We start from the raw sequence: 19,166 nt of genomic DNA on the forward strand, positions 1-19,166 counted from the left end.
AGTTCCCGTTCCGGACGGACGGTTTTTCTGCGATCCGGTCAATCCTGTCCCCCGGTGCCCGTCATGATGGTGAAACCGCTCTTGATGCGGTCCCATACCCCATGGGCCTTCTCCCGGGCATGAAGCGCCAGCCTCGATGACTCGGTGAGGGAAATCTCGCTGACAGCTTCGTTCAGAACGTCCCCGGACGAAGACACCTCCACGGTGTAGGTAACCCGCTTCGAGGCCACAACAGCGCGATGGGGACGCTGGGGATGAATCCATATCTGCGGGCGTCCGGGACGCTCTTCCTGCAGGATGAAACCTTCCTCCGTGACCGGTTTCCCGCTGACGCCGTCCACCACGGTCTCTTCGGACCAGGAAGCAGGGTGGGTCTCATACACGTTCACGCTGGTCCCCTCGCCTTCCAGGGTCATAATGACCGCCGGTTCCCCGTCAACCAGGGCAGCCCGGGCCCCTGCGACGGCCATTCCCGCCGATGCGAGCTCCGGGCAGGCCCACCCGCGGGACCGCAGTTCCGCGAGCTGTTCAGGAGCCAGCTGGTCATCCCGGCCTCCGCCGGTTACGTCGTTCCACACATCGGCCAGACCCGGCGCCGCCTGCTGCGTTACCGGAGGCTGGACCCAGCCTCCCAGCAGGTAGGCGGTGGAAAGGACCAGCCCGACGGCGGCAGCCACCACTCCTGTGGCAGCTGCGAAGCGTCGTCGGCGGTTCCGGCTTGGTCCGGGAGCATGTGCATAATCCGCCGGTGTCCCGTCATCTGCGGGGTGTGCCGTGCGTTCGATGCGTTCGCGCAGCACGGGATCCGGTTCAGGAACCGCAAATGCGTTCAGGCGTGCCCGCTGCCGGCGTTCCCTGGCCGCTTCGGAACGACACCGGGCACACCGCGAAAGGTGTGCCTGCAGTACAGCGGCACGGGCCGGGCTGGCCTGACCGTCCAGGTATTCCTGCAAAAGGCGTTTGGGGTGTCGCATGAAATCAGTTGGCGCCTGCCACGCGCGGCAGCTTGAGCCGCGGTCCGGTTTGGGGGCGGACCTGGGGATCGCGGTGCGCCAATTTCTCTTTCAGCATGGTGCGGCCGCGGTGAATCCGGGAGCGGACCGTTCCAAGCTTGACGCCCAGGGCACGGGCCACTTCGTCATAGGACAGGCCCTCAAGGTCGCACAGGACTACGGCAGCCCTGAAGTCGGGCGGAAGTTCATCCAGCGCTCGGGCAATATCCACGTCGAGGTTATTGAACTCAAAGCTTCGCTCGGGTCCGGGCCCGTTGCTGGGGAGCCGGCTCTCAGCCTCTTCGGTCATGCCGTCAAACCGAATGCGGCTCTTGCGCCTAGCCTGGTCCAGGAAGAGATTTGTGGTGATGCGGTGCAGCCACCCGTCCAGGGTTCCGGGCTGGAAATTCTCCAGGGAGCGGAAGACACGGACAAACACCTCTTGCGTGAGGTCTTCGGCGTCGTGCCGGTTGCCGGTCAGGCGGTAGGCCAGCCGGTACACTTTGGCTGAGTGCGCCTGCACTACTTCTTCCCAGGTGGGCCGCACCCACTCGGAGTCAGCCGGTCCGCCGGTTGCTGAGGTCGTGGACATGGCTGCCCTCCTTCCCGTGAAGTAATGTCATCCGGCCCGCGGCCAAACGAAGCCCTTGTTAGCGTCCTGCATAATTATGTTGACGCATCAGTCTGGGAATTCGCTGTTAGCACTCTTGCCGTGCGCACACAAGAGCGGTGTTTTACCGGCTGCCGCGGCCCGCGTCCCGCAAAGCCAACCCGGCCGCCGCCGGGCCTTAAGCTTGACTGAGCATGGTTCCCCAACAAACGAAAGTGACACGAATGAGCGCCGACAAGCAGACCAGCTGGTCCTACACGGAGGGACTGCCCTTCGAGGACGAGGTCCTGCTGCGCGCGCGGGAGCGCTCCTATGAACTGGGAGTTTCGCCCGTCTCGACCGGCGTCGGCGCTGCCCTGACGGTTCTCGCCGCAGCGTCCAAGGCCCAGACTGTGGTGGAAGTGGGCACCGGTGCCGGGGTCTCCGGCGTCTGCCTGCTGCGGGGTCTGGGACGCCAGTCCGTCTTGACCACCATTGATTCCGACGTCGACCATCTTCGGGCGGCGCGTGAGGCCTACCGCGAAGCCGGCGTGGCCGGCAACCGGACCCGCACCATTTCGGGCCGTGCCGCCGAGGTCCTTCCGCGGCTCACCGACGGAGCCTACGACATGGTTTTCATCGACGCCGACAAGCCGTCTTTTCCGCTCTATGTGACGCAGGCAGTCCGTCTGCTCAAGCGCGGCGGACTGCTGGTGGTCAACGACGCCCTGGACCACGGAAAAGTCTCCGATCCGGCCATCCGCGAAGAGACCACCAACACCATGCGGAAAGTCGGAAAAGCGATCCGGGACAATGACGCTCTTGTGTCGTCACTGCTGCCCACCGGTGACGGCCTGCTGCTGGCGGTCAAGACCAGCTAGCGGTCCGGGGCTCCCCAGCGGCGGCGGTCAGGGCCGGAGGCCGGGCAGGTTCTGAAGGAAACTGATCAGCAGCCTGGCTCCGAATCCGGTGGCACCCTTGGCGATCTCATGCCTGTCCGCACGAGCGCTCATCGGCCCGGCAATGTCCAGATGCGCCCAGGGAACACCGTCAACGAACTTTTCGAGGAACAGCGCGGCCACAATTGCCCCGGCGCCGAACTTGAGCGCCGGCGGAGCCACGTGCGCCACGTCCGCTGTCACCGAGTCAAGAGCGTAGTCATATTCATGGACAAGGGGCAGCGGCCAGACGCGGTCCCCCGAAGCCTCCCCCGCTTCCTCCATTGCATCCAGCAGAAGCTCGGCATTGGAGAACACTGCACCGTACTGCTGACCCAGACCCAGGGCTGCAGCTCCCGTCAGGGTGGCAATATCCACCAAAACGTCCGGGGCGAGGCCCGCTGCTGCATAGGCCAACGCGTCAGCGAGGACCATCCTGCCCTCGGCGTCCGTGTTCCCGATCTCCACAGTCGTGCCGCCGTAAGTGGTGACAACGTCGCCGGGCCGGTAAGCGGAAGCACCGATGGCGTTCTCCGCCAGGGCCAGGATGCCCGTAACGCGGTGCGGCAGCTCCAGTTCGGCAGCGGCCTCCACAGCAGCCAGCACCACGGCGGCGCCGGCCATGTCCATCTTCATGGACATCATTGCGTCACGGGGCTTCAGTGAGATGCCGCCGGAATCAAAAGTGATCCCCTTGCCAACCAAAACAACGTGTTCCGCGGTCTCGGCGGAGGGCTGGTAAGTAACCTGCACCAGGCGCGGCGGATTCGCAGAACCGGATCCAACCGCGGTCAGGCCGCCGAACCCCTGCCGCAGGAGTTCGGTCTCCTCCAGGACGGTGATCTCCAGGCCGGCACGCTTCGCAACGGCACGGCTTTGTGCCGCCATCCAGGCGGGGGTTGCGACGTCGGGCGGAAGGTTGGTGAGATCCCTGGCCAGCCACACAGCCCGGGCGGTGATCTGTGCCTGGCGCTGCGCATCTGAATCCAGCCCGGTGACTTCCATGGCGCGGGCCATGGCAGGGCCGGCTGGCGTTTTTCCCTGGCGGGGTGCCTGGTATCCGCCCAGCAGGAAGCCTTCAAGAAAGGCCTGCTGCGAGGCGGGACCGAGTCCGTCAACCACCGCGGCGCGTATCCGGCGGGCACCTTTGGTGGCTCGGGCCAGTGCCGCTCCGGCACGGCGCAGGTTTTGGACGGACTCATCGCCGACACCTACAAAAATCAGTTTGGCCGGCAGGTCAGCGGCCCTGTCCGACGGCGGTTCCACCAGCAGTGTTTCACCGGCTTTGCCGGTAACGCCGGCCGCGGCCGCGCGGGCAGCTACGTCCACGCCGTACCAGAGGGCTGTTTCCACAGCGCCCCGCCGGGGCTGCGGCGTGGGATGCAGCGACTCCTCGGAGTCCTCTCGGGGCGAGGAGTCAGGAGCCGCGGCCATGGCAACGGCCAGGACATCGACTTCTTCCTCAGGGGCGGGCCGCAGCCCGGTGCCGGCGGTGGGGGCACCGGCACCGGTCAGCAGCTGATCCACCGCTGTCACCGCCGTCATGGCAATGCCAGACAAATCGGTCCCCGGAGCCTCCCCCGCGGAGGAGGTGGCCGGTGAGGATCCTTTGGGGAGTCGCTGCATTGGTTTCGCTTCCTAGCTCGTGGCGCCCAGCAGGCAATCCTTGAGCTTGCCGGCTTCCTCAGCATTGAGTTCGACGACGAGCCGTCCGCCGCCGTCGATCGGCACCCGCAGGATGAGGCTACGCCCCTCCTTGGTGATTTCCATGGGTCCGTCACCCGTACGCGGTTTCATCGCTGCCATGTTCCAGTTCCCCTTTCACAGTGCGCTGCGGGCGATCCCCCAGTCACACATGTAACCTCTGTCGCACGGCCTACAACCTGCTCCGGCGGCAATTGCCTTCATTATTCCGCACAAACATCGTCCAAACGAAATTTCTTGTGTTCCGCGCCACAATCCTAGGGGGGATAATCCCCTCCGCCCGGAAGCGGAGTCCAGCGCCAGAGCCACACCACCCAGACAATCTGCAGCACCAGGAAGGCCATTGCGACCGTGGTCCGGTAGGCCCGGGAACTGCTCAGGGATGCCAGGGCCAGCCCCAGCGGGAACAGCGGCAGCAGCAACCGGAACGTACTGGTCAGCGGATTCAGGAAGGCCAGCAGGTACAGCACATAGGCGGCACACCACACCTGCATTTCCACGCCGAGCCGGCGCACAGGCTCGGAATTGAGGCACAGGACGGTGAGAGCCACCAAGGCGATCAGTGCCACCGGCCCCATGACCGGACCGAAGAGCCGCTCCGCCTCGACAAACCACGGTTTGAAGACCAGCAGGGTGTCTCCCCGCCAGGCCGTTTCCGTGTCCGTGTAGGCACCCGCCTCCCCGGTGTACCACCACGCCAGTGCGGGCCAGGCGAGGGCGCCGGCTCCGGAGGCCATTCCCAAGACCACCATCCGCCATGCCTCGGCCGGCGGGAAGGCTTCCTTCCGGCGCAGTATCCAGCGGCGCACAAACAGGATCCCCATCATGAGGGCAAAAGCGACACCCACCGGCCGGGACAGGCACATCACCAGAACCACCGGCACTGCGGACAGGTAGCGGCGGGTGATCAGCAGGTACAGCGATGCCGCCAGCAGCAGCAGGTTCAGCGACTCCGCATAGGGAACCTGCAGGATCGGGGATACCGGGTTGACCGCCACAAACACCACGCCCCAGAGGGCGGTGCCGGACGAGGCCCGCAGCGCGAAAAGCCGGTACACCATCAGAGCGGCGCCGAACCCGGCGGCGGTGGCCACTATGGGTGCGAGGACTTCCCAGCCCAGCCCGGTGACTGCTGCGAGCAACCGGACCAGTCCCGGAAAGAGAGCGTAGAAAGCCCACTGGTTCTCCTGCGCCCGGCCCGTTTCATCACGGGGGATTTCGGACGGGTAGCCGCCGGCGAAAATGCGCTGGTACCACTCGCTGTCCCAGGCTCCAATGAACTGCAGGTACGACGGCGTTCCCTCCCATCCCCACGGGTTCAGTCCCTGCTGCGCCGCTACGGCAACGAACACCGTGAACGAAAACAAGCGCGCGGCCGCCCAGACGGCCAGGACCTTGATGTACCAGGGCCAGCGGCTGAAGGCCGCGGCCAGGCGCGCTGATGCACGCACCAGCGCGGTGTTGGCGGCCGACGCCGGACGGGTGTCCCCCTGCCGGGCCGCGCTATCCGCCATTGCGAACCCAGCAGCTTGCCAGATGGTCATTGACATACCCGGTGGCCTGCAGCATCGCGTAGGCAGTGGTGGGTCCCACGAAACGGAAACCGCGCTTTTTCAGGGCCTTTGCCAGCGCAGCGGAATCCTCCGTGATAGCCGGAACGTCGGAAATAGTCTGTGGTGCCGGGCGCTGCGGGTCAGCGCGGTGTGCCTCAAGCAGCTTTTCCAGGCTCTCCCCTGCCGGCAGGTCCAGGAGTGCCCGGGCGTTGGCGATGACGGCGTCGATCTTTGCCCGGTTACGGACAATTCCCGCATCATTCATCAGCCGTGTCCGGTCCTCGTCCGTAAACCGTGCCACGGCCGCAGGATCGAAGCCTGCAAAGGCACGGCGGAACGCTGGCCGCTTACGCAGGATCGTGATCCAGCTCAATCCCGCTTGGAAGGCCTCCAGGCTCAGGCGTTCAAAAAGGGCTGCCTCGCCGGTAACCGGGCGGCCCCATTCCTCGTCGTGGTACTGCTGATAATCGGGGCTGCTGACTGCCCAGGGGCAGCGCAAAAGCCCGTCGGAACCTGCCACAGTGCTCATGACGGCATCCCCGGATCCTGACGCGCATCGTTCCCCGGCTGCGGCGGAACCCTTCCAGGAGCCTGCACGGCAGCCAGAGCGGCATCCCTTTCCGCCAGCACCTCTTCCAGCCGCGCCAGGACAGCGTCCACCTGGTCCATCCGGTAACCCCGGAACGCCACCGAAAATCTCAGCCGCCCAAGGTCAGCGGGCTGCACGTCCTCCGGCAGGAGGACCGGAGGCAGCCTTGGATCCGGTTCCGCCAAGCCGGGATCCCCCGCCGATGCGGGCTCCCCGGGCGCCGTCCCGGGTCTGCGGAAAGGCGGAAGCCCGGTAGCGGCAAGCGCCACTGCACCTGCTGCGAGAACGGCCACGAAAATTAGGAAGGTTGTCACAGGACCATCGTGCCAGAGAGCACCCCGTGCTCCCCCCACCGGAAGCCGGTGCGTTAGGGCGAGACGTGCCCGGCGCTGTCGGTAATCATCAGTTCCACGGCTTCCGCCGGATCATCCACGATATGGATCAGGGCGAGGTCCTTCTCGGAGATCATCCCCTCGGCCAGCAGCGTGCCCTTGACCCAGTCCATCAGGGGACCCCAGAAGTCCGTGCCGATCAGGACAATCGGAAAGGACGTCACCTTCTGCGTCTGGACCAGCGTCATGGCTTCGAAGAGCTCGTCCATGGTTCCGAAGCCGCCCGGCAGGACGATGAACCCCTGCGCGTACTTTACGAACATGGTCTTCCGCACGAAGAAATACCGGAAGTTGATTCCCAGATCCACCCAGTCGTTCAGACCGGTTTCGAAGGGAAGCTCAATGCCCAGGCCAACAGACAGGCCGTCCGCCTCGACCGCGCCCTTGTTCGCCGCCTCCATCGACCCCGGGCCGCCGCCCGTGATGACGGCCAGCCCCTCTGCCGCGAGCAGCCGCCCCACTTCCTCGCCGAGCTTGTAATAGGCAGACCCCGGCATGCTGCGGGCGGAACCAAAGACGCTGACAGCCGGCCCAAGCTCCGAAAGGCTGCCGAATCCCTCCACAAATTCGCTCTGGATGCGCAGCACCCGCCACGGATCAGTGTGCGTGAAGTGCGTCTGGTCCGAAGAGTCAAGCAGGTACTGGTCCGACTGCGGCGCACGGGCCTGCGCCCTGCGCAGTTCCACCGGTCCGCGTTTGCGGGGGCTGATATCCCGGCCCCGGGAGCTGTTGTCGCTGAATTCCATGATTCAAGGGTAGCCACATGTGTGTTCCGGGCCTCACAGGACTCCCCCGGTACGTTTGGTTGCTCTTGCGTCACGATTATCGGCGTTTTGTGGACTCTGACACATTCCGGACACAATCGTTGGCTATCTTCTTCTTATGACCCGTGACACAACCGAAGGCGCAACGCCTGATTCCGCCGCACCTCTTGTCTCACTCAAGAACGTCAACAAACACTTTGGCGACCTGCATGTTCTGCAGAACATCAACCTCAATGTGGCCCGCGGTGAAGTGGTCGTAGTGATCGGCCCCTCCGGTTCCGGAAAATCGACGCTCTGCCGTGCCATCAACCGGCTGGAGACGATTGACGACGGCGAGATTGCCATCGACGGCAAGGTGCTGCCGGCCGAAGGAAAGGCACTGGCAAAACTCCGCGCCGACGTCGGCATGGTGTTCCAGTCCTTCAACCTGTTTGCCCACAAGACAATCCTCGACAACGTGTCCCTTGGCCCGGTCAAGGTCAAAGGCATGAAGAGTGCCGAGGCAAAGGCACTCTCGATGGAACTGCTGGAGCGGGTTGGCGTTGCCAACCAGGCCAATAAGCTGCCGGCGCAGCTTTCCGGCGGCCAGCAGCAGCGCGTGGCCATTGCCCGGGCCCTGGCCATGAAGCCCAAGGTCATGCTCTTTGACGAGCCCACCTCGGCCCTCGATCCCGAAATGATCAACGAGGTGCTGGACACCATGGTCAGCCTGGCCAAGGAGGGCATGACCATGATCGTGGTAACCCACGAAATGGGATTCGCCCGCAAGGCCGCTGACCGCGTCATCTTCATGGCCGACGGACAGATTGTCGAAGAAGCCACCCCCGAAGAGTTCTTCACCAACCCGAAGAGCGACCGGGCCAAGGACTTCCTCGGCAAGATCCTTTCGCACTAGACCGTCCACAGCAGTACCGGCAGTACCGCAGTACCGGGATTTCACCAGTTGGGGGAAATCCTTATGAGGCTAGGTGCCCCGTCCACCGGAGCACCGCAATGCAAGGAGAAATCATGCGCAAGACCCGTTACGCCGCAGCAGCCATGGCTGCCGTGGCTGCCCTGACCCTGTCCGCCTGCGGCGGAGATTCCGGCTCGGATTCCGGCAGCACCGAAGGTGCCGGCGAGAAGATCCGCATCGGCATCAAGTTCGACCAGCCCGGCGTCGGTTTCAAGGACGGTAACGAGTACACGGGCTTCGACGTTGACGTCGCCAAGTACGTGGCCAATGAGCTCGGCTACCCCGAGGACCGGATTGAGTTCATCTCCACGCCCTCCCCGCAGCGCGAAAACATGCTCGAAAATGACCAGGTGGACATGATCCTCGCGAGCTACTCCATCACTGATACCCGCAAGGAAAAGATTGCCTTCGCCGGCCCCTACTTCGTTGCCGGCCAGGACCTGCTGGTTCCCACCGACAGTGAAATCGGCGGCCCCGACGAGCTCGACGGCAAGAACCTGTGCTCAGTCTCCAGCTCCACCTCCGCCCAGAAGATCAAGGACAACTACGCCGCCGGCGTGAACCTGCTGGAGCAGCCCAGCTACGCCGAGTGCGTGACCGCCATGCAGGGCGGCTCCATTGATGCCGTCACCACTGACGACATCATCCTCGCCGGCCTGGCGTCCACGGACGCCAACAAGGGCAAGTTCAAGGTCATCGGAAACACCTTCTCGGAGGAGCGCTACGGTGTGGGCCTTCCGAAGGAAGACGGACTCGTCAAGTGCGAGGACATCAACACAGCGATCACCAAGATGGTCGAAGAGGGTGCCTGGGAAGAAGCCATCAAGAAGAACACCGAGGGCGTCGACTACACCTACAAGGCCGAGCTGAACCCGCCGGAGACGGACGCCTGCGCCTAACCGGTACCCCCGGTGCCTGAGGCACCGTCCCGTTCCACCCCGCGGCCGGGAGGGCATTGCGCTCTCCCGGCCCGGGCTTCGTCCACCATAAAGAGGTGAAACATGGAGGGTTTTACTGCCCTCTTCGAGCAGTACGACGTCGTCGGCGCTTTCTGGGTCAATATCCAGCTCGCGTTCTGGGCGGCTCTCTGGTCGCTGATACTCGGTACCGTCCTGGCGCTGATGCGGATCTCGCCGATCCCCAGCCTGCAGTGGTTCGGTGCCGCCTACGTGAATATCTTCCGGAACACTCCGCTGACCATCATCATGGTGTTCGGTTCGCTGGCTCTCTGGTCACAGCTGAACGTCAGCCTGTCTTCGGACTTCAACACCAACTTCTTCCGCCTGGCTGTACTCTCGCTCACCGTGTACCACGCGGCCTTCTTCTGTGAAGCCATCCGCAGCGGCGTCAATACCGTTCCGCTGGGACAGGCCGAAGCTGCCCGTGCCATCGGTCTGGGGTTCTTTGCGGCGGCGCGGATCATCATCATGCCGCAGGCCTTCCGCGGCGCCATCGCGCCGATCGGCAACGTGCTGATCGCCCTGGTGAAAAACACCACCGTCGCCGCCACAGCCGGTGTTGCCGTGGAAACCTCCAGCACGATGAAGACCATGATCGAGTTCTATCCCAACCTGATGACACAGATCTTCCTGACCTTTGCCATTGGCTACGTCATCATCGTTATCCCCATCGGCCTGCTTACCACCTGGGCTTCGAAGAAACTGGCGGTGGCACGATGACACAGAACGTCCTGTTTGACGCCCCGGGTCCCAAGGCCCGGCGCAACATTCGAATCGCAAACATCCTGGGTGTCCTGCTGGTGGCGGCACTGCTCTGGTTCGCTGTCTCCGGGCTGGCGGAGAAGGGCCAGTTCGAGGCCGCCAAGTGGACGCCGTTCCTGGAATGGAGCACCTGGCAGTACTACCTCCTGCCCGGCCTGCTCTCCACCCTGAAGGCTGCCGCCGTAGCAGTGGTGGCGTCCATCGCTTTCGGCCTGCTCTTCGGTATCGGCCGGCTTTCACCCTTCAAACCCATCAGGTGGGTCTGCGGCATTGTGGTGGAATTCTTCCGAGCCGTTCCCGTGCTGCTGATGATGGTGTTTTTCTACCAGTTCCTTTCCAAGTCCACCCCGGTGGACTCGGCACAGGTTCCGTTTTGGGCCGTGGTGATTGCCCTGACCCTGTACAACGGTTCGGTCATCGCCGAGCTGGTACGCTCCGGTGTCTTTGGCCTGCCGAAGGGCCAGCGCGAGGCAGGCCTGGCCATCGGGCTGACCCCGGGCCAGTCGCTGCGCAGCATCGAGATGCCGCAGGCCCTGGTTGCCATGCTGCCGGCGCTGCTGAGCCAGTTTGTGGTCATCCTGAAGGACTCAGCGCTGGGTACCTTCATCGGTTACACGGAACTGCTTGAGTACGCGCGCCGCCTGGCCAGCGGCGAAGGCAACATCCTGCCGGCGCTGCTGGTCACCGCGGCGATCTTCATCCTCCTGAACTGGCTGCTGACCTTCGCCGCCCAGCGTCTTTCACGCCGTCTGGGCGCGCGTGCCGGCAAGGTGCTGAAGATCGAGGACACCATCGAGCCCGAAGGCATTGAGGCTCCGGCTCCGGCCAAGTAGCTGCCGGAACCGGCATAAAGAAGGGGAGGACCGGCACCGCCGGTCCTCCCCTTCTTTATGCCGTGCCTCTGTATGCCGTGCTTCTTTATGCTTTGCGCAGCCTCAGCTCAGCCAGGTCCGCAGCGCGGCCAGGCAGGCCCGCACAGCCGCGGCCTCAACGTGCTCGTTGTCCGTATGCGCCAGCAGGGCGTCCCCGGGACCGAAGTTCACGGCCGGGATGCCCAGGGCGCTGAACCGGGCAACGTCGGTCCAGCCGTACTTGGGTTTGGGTTCCTGCCCGACGACGGCGACAAAACTCGCCGCGGCGGTCCGGTCCAGTCCCGGCCTGGCACCGGCGGCGGCATCAGTGCGGACCAGATCGAAGCCGGAGAGCAGGTTACGGACGTATTCCTCGGCCTGTTCCACCGATTTGTCCGGGGCAAAGCGGTAGTTGATTTCCACGGTGGCTGCATCCGGAATGACGTTCCCGGCGGTTCCGCCCCAGATCTTGACGGCGTTCAGCGATTCCCGGTACTCCAGCCCCTCCACGGAGACGGTGGCAGGTTCATGGTCCCGCAGCCGGGTCAGGATTTCCGCTGCTGCGTGGATGGCGTTCTCCCCCATCCAGGCACGGGCGGAATGCGCGGCCCGGCCGGTGGTGGTGGCGTGGAAGCGCATGGTGCCGTTGCAGCCGCCCTCCACCGTGCCGTTGGTGGGTTCCAGCAGTACGGCGAAGTCTGCTTCCAGCCAGTCCGGGAACCTCTCCTGGAGCCGGCCCAGACCGGACAGCGACGCTTCCACTTCTTCATGGTCATAAAAGATGAACGTTACGTCCCGTGTCGGGTTGGCAAGCTCTGCGGCCAGCGCCAGCTGAACGGCCACCCCGCCTTTCATATCCGTGGCTCCGCGGCCGTACAGCACCTCGCCGTCCCAGGAGGAGGGAACGGTTCCGCGCGAGCCCGGGACGGTGGGCAGCGGAACGGTGTCCAGGTGCCCGGCAAGGATCACCCGTTCGGCGCGGCCCAGCGACGTGCGCGCCATGATGGAGTCGCCGTCGCGCACCACTTCCAGGTGCGCCAGGGAGCGCAGCGCAGCCTCCACGGCGTTGGCCAGCTCCGTCTCATTGCCGGACACGCTTTCAATGTCCATCAGGTCTGCGGTCAGCAGGGCAACGTCGCGGGTCAGGTCCAGGGTGCGGGATGGCGTTTGAGTCATGTCTCCACCCTACCGATCCCATGTCTGGGCGCCGGAAGCAACCCCTGCGCCCGCGTCCGGCGGACACCAATCGGTAGACTTGAATCCATGACTTCAAGCTCCTCCTCCCCCACTGCCCGCATCGCCTCCGGCCTCGGCCTGGCCACGATCACCGACGACGGCACAGTGCTGGATGTCTGGTACCCCCGGCCCGTGCTCGAAGCCCGGGACGCGGCCGCTTCGGCTGACGCCAATTCCCTTGCCGCAGAGCTGGAAGCCGCAGCCGCCGCCATGACCGATGCCGAGCGCGGCACGCACGGCGAGGTCCTGCGCACCGAGATTGACCTCGACGAGGCGCCGGCGGATACCGCCGATGCGTACCTGCGCCTGCATCTGCTCTCCACCCGCCTTGCCGCGCCCAACACGCTGAACCTGGACGGCATCTTCGGCAAGCTCCCCAACGTTGTCTGGACCAACTTCGGGCCGTGCGCGGTGGAAGGCTTTGAGACGGTCCGCCTGCGGCTGCGGGCCCGCGGGCCGGTCACTGTGTACGGCGTGGACAAGTTCCCCCGGATGACGGACTACGTGGTTCCCTCCGGTGTGCGGATCGCCGACGCCGGCCGGGTCCGGCTGGGTGCGCACCTTGCCGAAGGGACCACTGTCATGCACGAAGGCTTCGTGAACTTCAACGCCGGAACACTGGGCGTCTCCATGGTGGAGGGCCGCATCTCCGCGGGCGTGGTGGTGGGCAACGGCACCGATGTGGGCGGCGGCGCCTCCATCATGGGCACCCTCTCCGGCGGCGGCAGGGAAAGAATCACCCTTGGCGAGCGTGTGCTGCTGGGCGCCAACTCCGGCGTTGGCATCAGCATCGGCAATGAATCCGTCGTGGAAGCCGGCCTGTACATCACCGCCGGCACCCGGGTGGCCGTGCTGATTCCCGGTGAGGAGCCGCAGACCGTCAAGGCGGTGGAGCTCTCCGGCGTGCCCAATCTGCTCTTCCGCCGTAATTCCACCACCGGTGCGGTGGAGGCCCTCGCCCGCAGCGGCGCGAGCGTGGAACTCAACGACGCCCTGCACGCCAACTAGCACGTTCGCCCCTTGGCCTCCGACCCCAGCCGCCGGCGCAGCACCGGATTTGTTCCGGTGCTGCTGCTGGTGGTGCTCTTCCTGGCAGCAGTCACCGTGTACGCGGTCTCCGTCCTGCGGGAGCCGGAAGACAAGAGGCCGGAACCCGCAGCCTGCACGGCCACAGCGGACGGTACGGCCTACCATCTGACACCCGCCCGGACATCGACGGCGGCCCTGATTTCCGGGATCTCCGTTCGGCGGGGCATGCCGGCACGCGCCGCCTCCATTGCCGTGGCCACAGCCATCCAGGAATCCGGGCTGCGGAACCTCGATTACGGGGACGACGCCGGACCGGATTCCCGCGGATTGTTTCAGCAGCGACCGTCTCAGGGATGGGGCAGCGAAGAGCAGGTGATGCAGCCGGTGTATGCGGCAAATGCCTTCTACGATGCGCTGGAAAAGGTTCCGAATTACGCGGACCTCCCGCTGACGGTGGCGGCACAGACGGTCCAGCGCAGCGCTTTCCCTGACGCCTACGCCGATCACGAAGCCGAGGCCAAGGCCTTCGCTTCCGCCCTGACCGGGCACTCCCCCGCAGCGCTGACCTGCACCCTGGCTCCGCCGTCGTCCTCCGGCAGCCCGGAAGCCGTCCTGGCGGCAATGACCACCGTGTACGGGCCGGTGGAGGCAACCGTCGAAGGAGACCGCATTACGGTTGCCGGCAGCGGAACCTACGGCTGGTCCCTGGCTCAGTGGGCGGTTGCCAACGCCGAAGCCCTGTCGCTGGACTCCGTTGCGTTCGACGAACTGCGGTGGACGCGCGCAACCGGCTCCTGGGATCCCGCGCCTGCCCCGGACAACGCCGTGGTCCTTACGGTCCATCGGGCCGCTGAACAGTCCTGAACCGGGGCCCGCAACGGGATCCACTACTCTGGAACCATGCGAATACTAGTTACCGGAGGCACGGGATACATCGGCTCCCACACGACACTGGCACTGCTGGAAGCGGGCCACGACGTAGTGGTCCTGGACAATTTGGCCAACTCGAGCGAGGAATCCCTGAAGCGGGTTCAGGAGCTGGCCGGACGCAGCGCGGTCTTCGTGCACGCGGATCTGCTGGACGAGGGCGCTGTTGACAGCGTATTCGCAGAGCACGCGATCGACGCCGTCATCCACTTTGCCGGACTGAAGGCTGTCGGCGAATCCGTCGCAAAGCCGCTGTACTACTACCACAACAACGTGGGCGGCACCCTGAATCTGCTGCGGATGATGGACAAGCACAATGTCCGCACCCTTGTCTTCAGCTCGTCGGCCACGGTGTACGGCGCCAGTGAAGAAGTTCCGCTGACCGAAAAGATGCCCATGGACGCGGTGAATCCCTACGGCCGCACCAAGGAGCAGATCGAAGACATCCTGGCGGATCTGGGCGCTGCCGACGGACGCTGGAATATTGCGCTGCTGCGCTACTTCAACCCCGCCGGCGCCCACGAGTCCGGCCGGATCGGTGAAGATCCCACAGGCGTGCCCAACAACCTGCTGCCGTTCGTTGCGCAGGTGGCTGTGGGCCGCCGCGAGAAGGTCATGGTGTTCGGCGATGACTACCCCACGGAGGACGGCACCGGCGTGCGGGACTACATCCATGTGGTGGACCTGGCCGCCGGTCATCTCGCCGCACTGGAATACATCACCGTAAAGCCCGGCGTGCACCGCTGGAACCTGGGCACCGGCAACGGTTCCTCGGTCCTCCAGGTGCTGGCCGCCTTCTCCAAGGCCGCGGGCAGGGACATCCCGTATGAGATTGCTCCCCGCCGTCCCGGAGATGCCGCCGTCAGCTACGCGGATCCCTCGGCAGCCCTGGCAGACCTCGGCTGGTCCGCGCAGCGCACGCTGGATGCCATGTGCGAGGACCACTGGCGCTGGCAGAAGAACAATCCCCAGGGCTACGCCGCATCCTGACCCGCCGGCCCTGACGGGCGAAACGCAAAAAGGCCCCCGGAATCCTGAACGGATTCCGGGGGCCTTTGCCGTTACTGTCCTGCCGCAGGCTGTGACGCCTAGCGGACGGGGTAGCTGCGCTCCAGGGAGCCGGTGTAAAGCTGGCGCGGACGGCCAATCTTCGTCTGCGGATCCAGCATCATTTCACGCCACTGTGCAATCCAGCCCGGCAGGCGGCCGATGGCGAACAGGACCGTGAACATCTTCTCGGGGAAGCCCATGGCCTTGTAGATCAGGCCGGTGTAGAAGTCCACGTTGGGGTACAGCTTGCGTTCGATGAAGTAATCATCGGCCAGGGCCTTCTCTTCCAGGCGCATGGCGATTTCCAGCAGCTCGTCGTTGCCGCCGAGCTTGGCCAGGATGTCGTGGGCGGTTGCCTTGACGATCTTGGCGCGGGGATCGTAATTCTTGTAGACGCGGTGCCCGAAGCCCATGAGCTTCACGCCGTCTTCCTTGTTCTTGACCTTCTCCATGAAGGTTTCCGGTGCCATGCCCGTGGACTTGATCTCGCGGAGCATGTTCAGCACGGCTTCGTTGGCCCCGCCGTGCAGCGGTCCGGACAGGGCACTGATGCCCGCGGAGACGGAGGTGAACATGTTGGCACCGGCGCTGCCGACCAGGCGGACAGTGGAGGTGGAGCAGTTCTGCTCGTGATCGGCGTGCAGGACCAGCAGCTGGTCCAGTGCCTCGACCAGGTCCGGGTCAATCTCGTACGGCTCGGCCGGAAGGCCGAAGCTCAGACGCATGAAGTTTTCCACGAGGTTCATGGAATTGTCCGGGTAGAGCATCGGCTGTCCGAGGCTCTTCTTGTGCGCGTAGGCAGCGATGACCGGAAGCTTGGCCATCAGGCGGATGGTGGAAAGTTCCACCTGCTCCTCGTCGAACGGGTCCAGGGAGTCCTGGTAGAAGGTCGACAGAGCGCTGACGGCCGAAGACAGTACCGGCATCGGGTGGGCGTCGCGCGGGAACCCGCCGAAGAAACTCTTGAGGTCTTCGTGCAGCAGCGTGTGCCGGCGGATCCGCTGGTCAAAGTCTTGCAGCTGGGCCTCAGTGGGCAGTTCTCCGTAGATCAGCAGGTAAGACGTTTCCAGAAAGCTTGATTGCTTGGCCAGCTGCTCGATCGGGTAGCCGCGGTACCGCAGAATTCCGGCGTCACCGTCAATGTAGGTAATGGCGGACTTCGTGGATGCAGTGTTCATGAAGCCCGGGTCAAAGGTGACGGTTCCGGTCTGTTTCAGCAGTTTGGAGACATCAAAGCCGCCATTGCCTTCCACCGCGTCAACGCGGGGAAGCTCAAGGCTGTCTTCGGTGTTTTCCCCATAGCGCAGCTGTGCACTGGGACGCTCAGTCATTAAGTCTCCTTCAGGAGTTTGAAGAAACCAGAGCTATGGGCCCCGCTGGTTCCGGGCCACCCATAGGGTCAATTCCGCTAGATCTATTTACGCAAAACGCTACACTTTAGCCGGGCTTTAGGACTAATCGGCGGCCGGGTTGTTGTCTAAGCGAAACATACAACCCGCCCGGCCCCGGGTTATCCGCGAAGGGTTTATCCGCCGGCAGCGGTCAGACGCCGGGCGGCGGCTGCCACGCGCTCATCCGAACCGGTCAGGGCAATCCGGACAAAGCCGTCACCGGCGCTTCCGTAAATGCTGCCCGGTCCGGACACAATGCCCAGCTTCGCCAGCCGCTCCACTGTGGTCCAGGTGTCCTCGCCCGCGGTTGCCCACAGGTACAGCCCTGCCTCGGAATGATGGATCTGCAGCCCAAAAGCTTCCAAGGCGGGAACCAGGAGTTCCCTCCGCTTCCGGTACAGGTCCTTCTGCGTTGCCACGTGGGTGTCATCCCCCAGCGCTGCCTCCATGGCGGCCTGCACGGGGGCGGGCACGATCATGCCGGCGTGTTTGCGGCTGTTGACCAGGTTGGCCATGATGGCTCCGTCACCGGCCACGAAAGCGGCACGGTAACCGGCCATGTTGGACTGCTTGCTCAACGAGTAGACGGAGAGCAGCAGCTCATTGCTGCCCCCGCTGACGGCGGGATCCAGGATGCTCGGCACCGGAGACCCTCCACGCGAGGGATCCCAGGAGCCCCAGCCCAGCTCCGCGTAGCACTCGTCGGAGGCAACCACCGCTCCGAGGGCCCGCGCGGATTCCACCACTGAACGCAGTGAGGCCGCTGAACGGACAATTCCGGTGGGATTGCCGGGCGAGTTGACCCAGACCAGGCGCACCCGGGCCCGGACGTCGTCGTCGAGCTCCTCCAGATCATCGGCGGCCACCGGGGTGGCGCCGGCCAGGACAGCACCCATGTCATAGGTGGGGTAGGCAACCGTGGGGCGGACGACGACGTCGCCCTCGCCCAGTCCCAGCAGCAGCGGCAGCCAGGCCACCAGTTCCTTGGAACCGACCGTGGGCATAATGTCCTGCGGATTCAGGTTCGGAACTCCGCGGCGCCGTGCGTACCAGGCAGCTATCGCTTCGCGGAGGGCCTGTGTGCCGTGGGTAGTGGGGTAACCGGGCGCATCAGCGGCCGCTGCCAGGGCCTCGCGAACGAGCGTGGGAGTGGGATCAACCGGGGTTCCGATGGACAGGTTCACCGCCCCGTCAGGGTGCTGTGAGGCCAGTTGCACGTAGGGAGCCATGGCTTCCCACGGGTACTCCGGCAGATTCAGCCCAAAAGTGCGGGACGGAACGGAGCTCATGCCTCTTGGTTCTGCGGAGGCAGCACGGCGATGATCGGATGGTCCTTGTGCGTGTTGCCGATCTTGGCAGCTCCGCCCGGGGAGCCCAGGTCATCGAAGAACTCAACATTGGCCTTGTAGTAATCGGCCCATTCCTCGGGAGTGTCATCCTCGTAGTAAATGGCCTCAACGGGGCAGACCGGCTCGCAGGCACCGCAGTCCACGCACTCGTCGGGGTGGATGTAGAGGGAGCGTTCACCTTCATAGATGCAATCCACCGGGCATTCCTCAATACATGCCTTGTCTTTTACATCTACGCATGGCTGCGCAATTACGTACGTCACGTCCCTTGCCTTCCTGATCTGCGGACCGTCCCGGACGGGAAAAATCCACGAAGTGTTGGTTCCACGTTAGTAGCCCGAACCATTATCTCCCAGCCGGGCCCTGCCCGCGTACCATTGAACGGTGAACGTTTCGAGCCCTGCGGCCGTCCTCCGGTCCCTTCCCGACGGCGCCCGCGTGGTGGTCCGTTACCGTATCGACGGCGGTTTCACGGATGTGCTGGGCTATCTGGTTCAGGCCACGGAGGAGTCCGTTACGGTGGCGGGCCGGCGGGAAAACGTCACGGTTCCCTGTGCACTCATTACGGCTGCCAAGCAGGTACCTCCGCCGCCGGAGCGCCGTGCACCGCGGCGCTGACCCGCTGAGCCTGTGACCCGCTTAAACGAAGGAAGGCCGCCGCGGTGTCCCGCGGCGGCCTTCCTTCGTTTATCTAAGCTTCCTGCTGCGCCCCGGCGCGGCGGGCCATGGCCAGCACACGCGAGGTGATCAGCAGGGCGGCAATGGTCGCCAGTGCCTGCCCAAACAGCCAGATCCGTCCGGCCAGGACAATCCCCGGCTGCTCCTCCAGAATGGTTCCCGTGATAATCAGCGGAGTGTCCCAGAGGTCAAGGGTGAACAGGCCGAGCACCACGTAGGCCAGCAGCCCGGCTACCGCGCTCCACAGCGCCGCACCGGCCCAAAGCCCGGCAAACACCGTGGCCGCGCAGCTAAGCACTATGGCAGCCGCTGCTCCCAGGGGAAGCGGCGTGTCTCCGATGTAGAGAATCTGGGCGTGCAGCCCTGTTCCCAGCACGGAGGCCAGCAGACCGCCAAGCACAGCTGCCAGCGGGCCCCGCCAGCGCGGGGCCCGACTCAGCGGCACTGTTGCCGAGCTA

Annotated in this window: 22 protein-coding genes; 9 read left to right on the forward strand and 13 right to left on the reverse strand. The window is 64.7% G+C overall.

Annotated elements, in window-relative coordinates; translation table 11 throughout:
• Positions 1-38: 38 nt before the first annotated feature.
• Both KG104_RS13700 and sigE read right to left on the reverse strand, forming a co-directional pair.
• Positions 39-974: a zf-HC2 domain-containing protein gene (locus KG104_RS13700; RefSeq protein WP_104160495.1), complete on the reverse strand. Its 936-nt coding sequence runs from the start codon at positions 972-974 to the stop codon at positions 39-41.
• A 4-nt stretch (positions 975-978) separates the two neighbouring features.
• The gene (gene sigE, locus KG104_RS13705; RefSeq protein ID WP_104052617.1) at positions 979-1,584 is read right to left on the reverse strand and encodes an RNA polymerase sigma factor SigE; all 606 of its coding nucleotides are present in this window, start codon (positions 1,582-1,584) and stop codon (positions 979-981) included.
• Between the two features lie 242 nt (positions 1,585-1,826).
• Here sigE and KG104_RS13710 point away from each other — a divergent pair, with 242 nt between their 5' ends.
• Positions 1,827-2,462, forward strand: a complete 636-nt coding sequence (locus tag KG104_RS13710; protein ID WP_104052618.1) for an O-methyltransferase — start codon at positions 1,827-1,829, stop codon at positions 2,460-2,462.
• Between the two features lie 27 nt (positions 2,463-2,489).
• Here KG104_RS13710 and KG104_RS13715 read toward each other — a convergent pair whose 3' ends face one another.
• The 6 genes from KG104_RS13715 to KG104_RS13740 all read right to left on the reverse strand — a co-directional run bounded on the left by KG104_RS13715 (position 2,490) and on the right by KG104_RS13740 (position 7,503).
• A complete protein-coding gene (locus tag KG104_RS13715) occupies positions 2,490-4,145 on the reverse strand; it encodes a leucyl aminopeptidase family protein (protein WP_237687150.1) in 1,656 nt (551 codons plus the stop codon).
• A 12-nt stretch (positions 4,146-4,157) separates the two neighbouring features.
• A complete protein-coding gene (locus tag KG104_RS13720; RefSeq protein ID WP_104052619.1) occupies positions 4,158-4,325 on the reverse strand; it encodes a DUF3117 domain-containing protein in 168 nt (55 codons plus the stop codon).
• Positions 4,326-4,480: 155 nt separating this feature from the next.
• Positions 4,481-5,767 carry a hypothetical protein gene (locus KG104_RS13725; protein ID WP_237687149.1) on the reverse strand — a complete coding sequence of 429 codons (1,287 nt, stop codon included), beginning with the start codon at positions 5,765-5,767 and terminating at the stop codon, positions 4,481-4,483.
• On the reverse strand, positions 5,727-6,305 hold the full coding sequence (locus tag KG104_RS13730; protein WP_104052621.1) for a DNA-3-methyladenine glycosylase I: 579 nt from the start codon (positions 6,303-6,305) through the stop codon (positions 5,727-5,729). The genes KG104_RS13725 and KG104_RS13730 overlap by 41 nt, the downstream gene beginning before the upstream one ends.
• Complete coding sequence (locus KG104_RS13735; protein ID WP_207347951.1) at positions 6,302-6,679, reverse strand: DivIVA domain-containing protein; 378 nt, start codon at positions 6,677-6,679, stop codon at positions 6,302-6,304. The genes KG104_RS13730 and KG104_RS13735 overlap by 4 nt, the downstream gene beginning before the upstream one ends.
• A 53-nt stretch (positions 6,680-6,732) precedes the next feature.
• The gene (locus tag KG104_RS13740; RefSeq protein ID WP_104052623.1) at positions 6,733-7,503 is read right to left on the reverse strand and encodes an LOG family protein; all 771 of its coding nucleotides are present in this window, start codon (positions 7,501-7,503) and stop codon (positions 6,733-6,735) included.
• A gap of 136 nt (positions 7,504-7,639) precedes the next feature.
• On the opposite strand from KG104_RS13740, the gene KG104_RS13745 reads away from it, so the two are divergent.
• The 4 genes from KG104_RS13745 to KG104_RS13760 all read left to right on the forward strand — a co-directional run bounded on the left by KG104_RS13745 (position 7,640) and on the right by KG104_RS13760 (position 11,030).
• Positions 7,640-8,416, forward strand: a complete 777-nt coding sequence (locus KG104_RS13745) for an amino acid ABC transporter ATP-binding protein (RefSeq protein WP_104052624.1) — start codon at positions 7,640-7,642, stop codon at positions 8,414-8,416.
• A gap of 113 nt (positions 8,417-8,529) precedes the next feature.
• Entirely contained in the window at positions 8,530-9,375 is an 846-nt protein-coding gene (locus tag KG104_RS13750; protein ID WP_104052625.1) for a glutamate ABC transporter substrate-binding protein, read from the forward strand.
• A 102-nt stretch (positions 9,376-9,477) separates the two neighbouring features.
• The gene (locus KG104_RS13755) at positions 9,478-10,155 is read left to right on the forward strand and encodes an amino acid ABC transporter permease (protein ID WP_104052626.1); all 678 of its coding nucleotides are present in this window, start codon (positions 9,478-9,480) and stop codon (positions 10,153-10,155) included.
• On the forward strand, positions 10,152-11,030 hold the full coding sequence (locus tag KG104_RS13760; protein ID WP_104052627.1) for an amino acid ABC transporter permease: 879 nt from the start codon (positions 10,152-10,154) through the stop codon (positions 11,028-11,030). The genes KG104_RS13755 and KG104_RS13760 overlap by 4 nt, the downstream gene beginning before the upstream one ends.
• 102 nt (positions 11,031-11,132) lie before the next feature.
• Here the strand turns inward: KG104_RS13760 and dapE are convergent, their stop codons facing one another.
• The gene (gene dapE, locus KG104_RS13765; RefSeq protein WP_207347950.1) at positions 11,133-12,224 is read right to left on the reverse strand and encodes a succinyl-diaminopimelate desuccinylase; all 1,092 of its coding nucleotides are present in this window, start codon (positions 12,222-12,224) and stop codon (positions 11,133-11,135) included.
• Between the two features lie 87 nt (positions 12,225-12,311).
• On the opposite strand from dapE, the gene dapD reads away from it, so the two are divergent.
• From dapD to galE, 3 genes are read left to right on the forward strand one after another with little or no spacing between them, the layout of a single operon-like run.
• Positions 12,312-13,292: a 2,3,4,5-tetrahydropyridine-2,6-dicarboxylate N-succinyltransferase gene (gene dapD, locus KG104_RS13770; RefSeq protein WP_207347949.1), complete on the forward strand. Its 981-nt coding sequence runs from the start codon at positions 12,312-12,314 to the stop codon at positions 13,290-13,292.
• A 12-nt stretch (positions 13,293-13,304) separates the two neighbouring features.
• Entirely contained in the window at positions 13,305-14,177 is an 873-nt protein-coding gene (locus KG104_RS13775; RefSeq protein WP_207347948.1) for a hypothetical protein, read from the forward strand.
• Positions 14,178-14,213: 36 nt separating this feature from the next.
• Positions 14,214-15,230 (forward strand): UDP-glucose 4-epimerase GalE, encoded by a 1,017-nt coding sequence (gene galE, locus KG104_RS13780; protein ID WP_104160488.1) that lies wholly within the window; start codon positions 14,214-14,216, stop codon positions 15,228-15,230.
• A gap of 98 nt (positions 15,231-15,328) precedes the next feature.
• On the opposite strand, the gene KG104_RS13785 is transcribed toward galE, so the two are convergent.
• The 3 genes from KG104_RS13785 to fdxA form a co-directional block, all read right to left on the reverse strand.
• A complete protein-coding gene (locus KG104_RS13785) occupies positions 15,329-16,621 on the reverse strand; it encodes a citrate synthase (protein WP_207347947.1) in 1,293 nt (430 codons plus the stop codon).
• Between the two features lie 194 nt (positions 16,622-16,815).
• On the reverse strand, positions 16,816-17,970 hold the full coding sequence (gene dapC, locus KG104_RS13790) for a succinyldiaminopimelate transaminase (RefSeq protein WP_207347946.1): 1,155 nt from the start codon (positions 17,968-17,970) through the stop codon (positions 16,816-16,818).
• Entirely contained in the window at positions 17,967-18,293 is a 327-nt protein-coding gene (fdxA, locus tag KG104_RS13795; RefSeq protein WP_104052634.1) for a ferredoxin, read from the reverse strand. Before fdxA ends, dapC begins: the two co-directional genes overlap by 4 nt.
• Before the next feature lie 121 nt (positions 18,294-18,414).
• Here fdxA and KG104_RS13800 point away from each other — a divergent pair, with 121 nt between their 5' ends.
• Complete coding sequence (locus tag KG104_RS13800) at positions 18,415-18,648, forward strand: putative acetyltransferase (RefSeq protein WP_207347945.1); 234 nt, start codon at positions 18,415-18,417, stop codon at positions 18,646-18,648.
• A gap of 73 nt (positions 18,649-18,721) precedes the next feature.
• On the opposite strand, the gene KG104_RS13805 is transcribed toward KG104_RS13800, so the two are convergent.
• On the reverse strand, positions 18,722-19,153 hold the full coding sequence (locus KG104_RS13805) for a hypothetical protein (RefSeq protein ID WP_207347944.1): 432 nt from the start codon (positions 19,151-19,153) through the stop codon (positions 18,722-18,724).
• Positions 19,154-19,166 lie beyond the last annotated feature (13 nt).

This window comes from Arthrobacter sunyaminii (genome assembly GCF_018866305.1).
GTDB classification, from domain to species: Bacteria; Actinomycetota; Actinomycetes; order Actinomycetales; family Micrococcaceae; genus Arthrobacter_B; species Arthrobacter_B sunyaminii.

Bases quoted from the DNA above. Each gene is read 5' to 3' on its own strand.
- KG104_RS13700 (WP_104160495.1), bottom strand. From the start codon at position 974: ATGCGACACCCCAAACGCCTTTTGCAGGAATACCTGGACGGTCAGGCC.
- sigE (WP_104052617.1), bottom strand. From the start codon at position 1,584: ATGTCCACGACCTCAGCAACCGGCGGACCGGCTGACTCCGAGTGGGTG.
- KG104_RS13710 (WP_104052618.1), top strand. From the start codon at position 1,827: ATGAGCGCCGACAAGCAGACCAGCTGGTCCTACACGGAGGGACTGCCC.
- KG104_RS13715 (WP_237687150.1), bottom strand. From the start codon at position 4,145: ATGCAGCGACTCCCCAAAGGATCCTCACCGGCCACCTCCTCCGCGGGG.
- KG104_RS13720 (WP_104052619.1), bottom strand. From the start codon at position 4,325: ATGGCAGCGATGAAACCGCGTACGGGTGACGGACCCATGGAAATCACC.
- KG104_RS13725 (WP_237687149.1), bottom strand. From the start codon at position 5,767: ATGACCATCTGGCAAGCTGCTGGGTTCGCAATGGCGGATAGCGCGGCC.
- KG104_RS13730 (WP_104052621.1), bottom strand. From the start codon at position 6,305: ATGAGCACTGTGGCAGGTTCCGACGGGCTTTTGCGCTGCCCCTGGGCA.
- KG104_RS13740 (WP_104052623.1), bottom strand. From the start codon at position 7,503: ATGGAATTCAGCGACAACAGCTCCCGGGGCCGGGATATCAGCCCCCGC.
- KG104_RS13745 (WP_104052624.1), top strand. From the start codon at position 7,640: ATGACCCGTGACACAACCGAAGGCGCAACGCCTGATTCCGCCGCACCT.
- KG104_RS13750 (WP_104052625.1), top strand. From the start codon at position 8,530: ATGCGCAAGACCCGTTACGCCGCAGCAGCCATGGCTGCCGTGGCTGCC.
- KG104_RS13755 (WP_104052626.1), top strand. From the start codon at position 9,478: ATGGAGGGTTTTACTGCCCTCTTCGAGCAGTACGACGTCGTCGGCGCT.
- KG104_RS13760 (WP_104052627.1), top strand. From the start codon at position 10,152: ATGACACAGAACGTCCTGTTTGACGCCCCGGGTCCCAAGGCCCGGCGC.
- dapE (WP_207347950.1), bottom strand. From the start codon at position 12,224: ATGACTCAAACGCCATCCCGCACCCTGGACCTGACCCGCGACGTTGCC.
- dapD (WP_207347949.1), top strand. From the start codon at position 12,312: ATGACTTCAAGCTCCTCCTCCCCCACTGCCCGCATCGCCTCCGGCCTC.
- galE (WP_104160488.1), top strand. From the start codon at position 14,214: ATGCGAATACTAGTTACCGGAGGCACGGGATACATCGGCTCCCACACG.
- KG104_RS13785 (WP_207347947.1), bottom strand. From the start codon at position 16,621: ATGACTGAGCGTCCCAGTGCACAGCTGCGCTATGGGGAAAACACCGAA.
- dapC (WP_207347946.1), bottom strand. From the start codon at position 17,970: ATGAGCTCCGTTCCGTCCCGCACTTTTGGGCTGAATCTGCCGGAGTAC.